3 protein-coding genes and 1 pseudogene are annotated in these 4,724 nt (G+C 65.1%); all 4 read left to right on the top strand.

Annotation, left to right across the window (positions count from 1 at the left end; genetic code table 11):
- Nucleotides 1-349 precede the first annotated feature (349 nt).
- The gene (urtA, locus tag AB4Y99_RS25860; protein WP_248311271.1) at nucleotides 350-1,639 is read left to right on the top strand and encodes an urea ABC transporter substrate-binding protein; all 1,290 of its coding nucleotides are present in this window, start codon (nucleotides 350-352) and stop codon (nucleotides 1,637-1,639) included.
- 206 nt (nucleotides 1,640-1,845) lie between these two features.
- Nucleotides 1,846-3,465 carry an urea ABC transporter permease subunit UrtB gene (gene urtB, locus AB4Y99_RS25855; RefSeq protein WP_133563873.1) on the top strand — a complete coding sequence of 540 codons (1,620 nt, stop codon included), beginning with the start codon at nucleotides 1,846-1,848 and terminating at the stop codon, nucleotides 3,463-3,465.
- Nucleotides 3,462-4,601 carry an urea ABC transporter permease subunit UrtC gene (gene urtC / locus AB4Y99_RS25850; RefSeq protein ID WP_133563875.1) on the top strand — a complete coding sequence of 380 codons (1,140 nt, stop codon included), beginning with the start codon at nucleotides 3,462-3,464 and terminating at the stop codon, nucleotides 4,599-4,601. Before urtB ends, urtC begins: the two co-directional genes overlap by 4 nt.
- A 5-nt stretch (nucleotides 4,602-4,606) precedes the next feature.
- A pseudogene (locus AB4Y99_RS25845) lies at nucleotides 4,607-4,724 on the top strand (ABC transporter ATP-binding protein); the annotation flags it as partial.

Genomic DNA, 4,724 nt, shown 5'->3' with positions numbered 1-4,724 from the left:
GGCTAGGGTGATTCTCGGCTCCACGTAAATGTCAAAAAAAGCGCTGTCCGCTGCGCCGTGAGCGGCGTGTTTGCGGGCTAAATTTCAGGCGGATGGTGCGGTGCGCAATTAGCAGGCAGTGGGTTTGCCTGCAAAATGAGCAGAAATGATCGATGTGACCTGATCATTGCGTCGGGGCCCGCCTCTTTCGCAGGAAATGCGGGGTTTGCYGACCTAGCGGCAGAGATTTGCGCGACGACCCGTTCGGTGAGGCCGGTTGGCATGTGGCTTGCGATACCTGCCTTCGGGCCGGGGAGGCCTGTCGGTGCCGATCGCGGCGCCGCTCAACAGGAATATTCGGGAGCAGCCCGTGAACAGCAATCGTCGCGAATTCCTCGGCACCGCGCTCGCGGGCGCCGCTTTCCTCGGTTCCTCCTATCTGCCGGCGGCGGCGCAGCAGGAGACCATCAAGATCGGCATCCTGCACTCGCTCTCGGGCACGATGGCGATCTCCGAGACGACCCTGAAGGACGTCATGCTCATGCTCATCGAGGAGCAGAACAAGAAGGGCGGCGTCCTCGGCAAGAAGCTCGAGGCTGTGGTGGTCGATCCGGCCTCGAACTGGCCGCTCTTCGCCGAGAAGGCGCGCGAGCTGATCACCAAGGACAAGGTCGCGGCCACCTTCGGCTGCTGGACCTCGGTGTCGCGCAAATCGGTGCTGCCGGTCTTCAAGGAGCTCAACAACATCCTGTTCTACCCCGTCCAGTATGAGGGCGAGGAGAGCGAGCGCAACGTCTTCTACACCGGTGCGGCCCCGAACCAGCAGGCGATTCCCGCCGTCGACTATCTCGCCAAGGAGGAGAAGGTCGAGCGCTGGGTGCTCGCCGGCACCGACTATGTCTATCCGCGCACGACCAACAAGATCCTCGAGGCCTATCTCAAATCCAAGGGCGTGAAGCCCGAGGACATCATGATCAACTACACGCCCTTCGGTCATTCCGACTGGCAGACCATCGTCTCCGACATCAAGAAGTTCGGCTCGGCCGGCAAGAAGACGGCCGTGGTTTCGACCATCAACGGCGATGCCAATGTGCCGTTCTACAAGGAGCTCGGTAACCAGGGCATCAAGGCGACCGACATTCCCGTGGTCGCCTTCTCGGTCGGCGAGGAGGAACTCGCCGGCATCGACACCAAGCCGCTGGTCGGCCATCTCGCCGCCTGGAACTATTTCGAATCGATCAAGACGCCGGAGAACGAGGCCTTCATCAAGCAGTGGCAGGCCTTCACCAAGAACCCGAAGCGCGTCACCAACGACCCAATGGAGGCGCATTACATCGGCTTCAACATGTGGGTGAAGGCGGTCGAGAAGGCCAAGTCGACCGATCCGGACAAGGTCATCGACGCGCTGCCCGGCATCGAGGCGCCGAACCTGACCGGCGGCATCTCGAAGATGCTGCCCAACCACCACATCACCAAGCCGGTCTTCATCGGCGAGATCAAGGATGACGGCCAGTTCGACGTGGTCTGGAAGACCTCCGGCCTCGTTCCGGGCGATGCCTGGTCGAAGGAGCTCGATGGCTCCAAGGATCTGGTCGGCGATTGGGTTGAGAAGAAGTGCGGCAACTTCAACGTCAAGACCAACAAGTGCGGTGGCGCGTGAGATCATGAGGGGGAGGGGCGGCACGGGAAATATCCCGGTCGTCCCTCGTATCTCGCCTTTGTATCTCGCCGTTCCATCGCGGTTGCTCGTCCCGCTCCGTCATCCCGGCGGAGCGAAGCCTAGAGGCGGGATCGATGCCTGAGCTTTTCGGGGAAACGCCCGGGCATGGATCCCGGGTCGCCCTGCGGGCGCCCGGGATGACCTGAATGCGGAAGCCGGTCTTGATGTCCTTCCTTTATCGCCTGCTGCATCTCGGAGTGATCGTCGTCGCACTGGTCGCGGCCTCGATCGCCTCCTTCGCGCAGACTGCCGACGAGGCCTTCACGCGCCTCGCCGCCGACAGCTATTCCGACACGACGCGCGCCGTCGAAATCCTGGTGTCGACCGCCCATCCCAATGCTGCGCTGATCGTCGAAGCCCTGAACGACGGTCGCCTGCTCGCCGGCCCCGGCGGCGTCGTGCTGAAGACCCCGACGGGTGGCTTCGTCGACGCCAGGACCGGCGCTGCGCTCACCGCCGCTCCGGCGGATGTGAAGACCGTTCGCCTCAACAATGCGGTGCGGCGCACCGTGCAGGCCGCGCTCGGCGGCCTGAGCCTGCTCAATCCTGAACCTGCGAAACGGACTGCCGCGGCCGAAGCGGTCTTCAAGTCGCGCGATGCCAGCCTCCTGCCCATCGTCGAAGCCGCCATCGGCAAGGAGACCGATCCGCGCGCGCTCGCCGCCCTGCGCCAGGCCCAGGCCGCGATCCTGATCGCCAAGCCCGATGCCGCCCCGCTCGACCGTCTCGGCGCCATCGACCTGCTGCGCGAGCGCGGCGACCAGGATGCGCTGGCGACATTGCGCTCGCTCGCAGGCGAGGCGACCCCGGCGCTCAAGGACGCGCAGGCGAGGGCGATCTCCGCCATCGAGGGCCGCCTGCGTCTCTGGGCCATGGCGCAGAACCTCTGGTATGGGCTCTCGCTCGGCTCGGTGCTGCTGCTGGCCGCCATCGGCCTTGCCATCACCTTCGGCGTGATGGGCGTCATCAACATGGCCCATGGCGAGATGGTCATGCTCGGTGCCTACACCACCTTCGTGGTGCAGGAGGTCATCCGGGCGAACGCGCCCGGCCTGTTCGACTGGTCGCTGGCCATCGCCTTGCCGGCGGCCTTCATCGTCTCGGGCGCGGTCGGCATCGCCATCGAGCGCGGCGTCATCCGCTTTCTCTATGGCCGGCCGCTCGAAACATTGCTGGCGACCTGGGGCATCAGCCTCATGCTGCAGCAGGCGGTCCGCACCGCCTTCGGCCCGACCAACCGAGAGGTCGGCGCCCCTAGTTTCATGTCCGGCGCCTTCGATCTCGGTGGGCTGGCCATCACCTATAACCGACTCTGGATCATCGTCTTCGCGGGGCTGGTCTTTGCGGCGCTGCTCGCCATCCTGAAGCTGACGCCGATGGGCCTGCAGATGCGCGCCGTCACCCAGAACCGCCGCATGGCCTCGGCGATGGGCATCCGCACCGGCCGCATCGACGCACTCACCTTCGGGCTGGGTTCGGGCGTCGCGGGATTGGCCGGCGTCGCGCTCTCGCAGATCGACAATGTCAGCCCCAATCTCGGCCAGAGCTACATCATCGACTCGTTCATGGTCGTGGTCTTCGGCGGCGTCGGGAACCTATGGGGCACGCTGGTCGGCGCGATGACGCTCGGCGTCGCCAACAAATTGCTCGAGCCCTATGCCGGCGCCGTGCTTGGCAAGATCGCGCTCCTGGTCTGCATCATCCTCTTCATCCAGAAGCGCCCGCGCGGCCTGTTCGCGCTCAAGGGCCGGGCGGTGGAAGCATGATCACCCGCTTCCTCCTGCAGAAGATGGACCGCCGCGGCGGGATATTCCTCGCGATCCTGCTCGGTCTGGCCGTGCTGGTGCCGCTCTCGAACCTGCTGCTGTCGGCGTCGTCGCCCTTCCATGTGCCGACCTCGACCATGTCGCTCTGGGGCAAATATCTCTGCTACGCGCTGCTGGCGGTCTCGCTCGATCTCGTCTGGGGCTATTGCGGCATCCTGAGCCTCGGCCACGGCGCCTTCTTCGCGCTCGGCGGCTACGCGATGGGCATGTATCTGATGCGCCAGATCGGCTCGCGCGGTGTCTATGGCAATCCGGTCCTGCCCGACTTCATGGTCTTCCTGAACTGGCAGGAATTGCCCTGGTATTGGTACGGCTTTTCGTCCTTCCCCTTCGCCATGCTGATGGTGCTGGCCGTGCCCGGCCTGCTCGCCTTCGTCTTCGGCTGGTTCGCCTTCCGCTCGCGCGTCACCGGCGTCTATCTCTCGATCATCACCCAAGCGCTGACCTATGCGCTGCTGCTCGCCTTCTTCCGCAACGATATGGGCTTCGGCGGCAATAATGGCCTGACCGATTTCAAGGACATCCTCGGCTTCAACATCCAGGCGCAAGCGACTCGTGCCGCTCTGTTTTCCCTGACTTGCGTGATGCTGGCGGTCGGCTTCCTGATCGCGCGCGGCATCGTCGTCTCGAAGCTCGGCAAGGTCGTGATCGCGATCCGGGACGCCGAGTCGCGCACCCGCTTCCTCGGCTACCGGGTCGACCGCTTCAAGCTCTTCGTCTTCACCGTCTCGGCCTGCATGGCGGGCGTGGCAGGCGCGCTCTACGTGCCGCAGGTCGGCATCATCAACCCCAGCGAATTCGCGCCGGCCAACTCGATCGAGACCGTGATCTGGGTCGCGGTCGGCGGCCGCGGCACGCTGGTCGGCGCGGCCTTGGGCGCCGTCGTGGTCAACTGGGCCAAGACCGTCTTCACCTCGGGCTTCATGGCGCCTTACTGGCTCTTCGCGCTCGGCGGCCTCTTCGTGGTGGTGACGCTCTTCCTGCCCAAGGGAATCCTCGGCACGGCCGAGGCGCTGTGGGCGCGCCGCCGCAAGCCCGGCACGACACCGGCCGCCGAGCCGGCCCCGGCGGAGTGATCGCGATGAACGCTGCCGTGCCCGGCGCACTCACCTCCTCGCTGCTCTATCTCGACGGCGTCAGCGTCTCCTTCGACGGCTTCAAGGCGATCCGCGGACTGTCTCTGACCATAGAACCGGGAG

The sequence above is a fragment of the Allobosea sp. TAB14 genome, assembly GCF_052113865.1.
Classification (GTDB): domain Bacteria; phylum Pseudomonadota; class Alphaproteobacteria; order Rhizobiales; family Beijerinckiaceae; genus Allobosea; species Allobosea spartocytisi.
This window is presented reverse-complemented; position numbering and strand designations above follow the sequence as displayed.

What these genes read in the sequence shown, in the direction of transcription:
- urtB (WP_133563873.1), top strand. Translation starts at nt 1,846, where the DNA reads ATGCGGAAGCCGGTCTTGATGTCCTTCCTTTATCGCCTGCTGCATCTC.
- urtC (WP_133563875.1), top strand. Translation starts at nt 3,462, where the DNA reads ATGATCACCCGCTTCCTCCTGCAGAAGATGGACCGCCGCGGCGGGATA.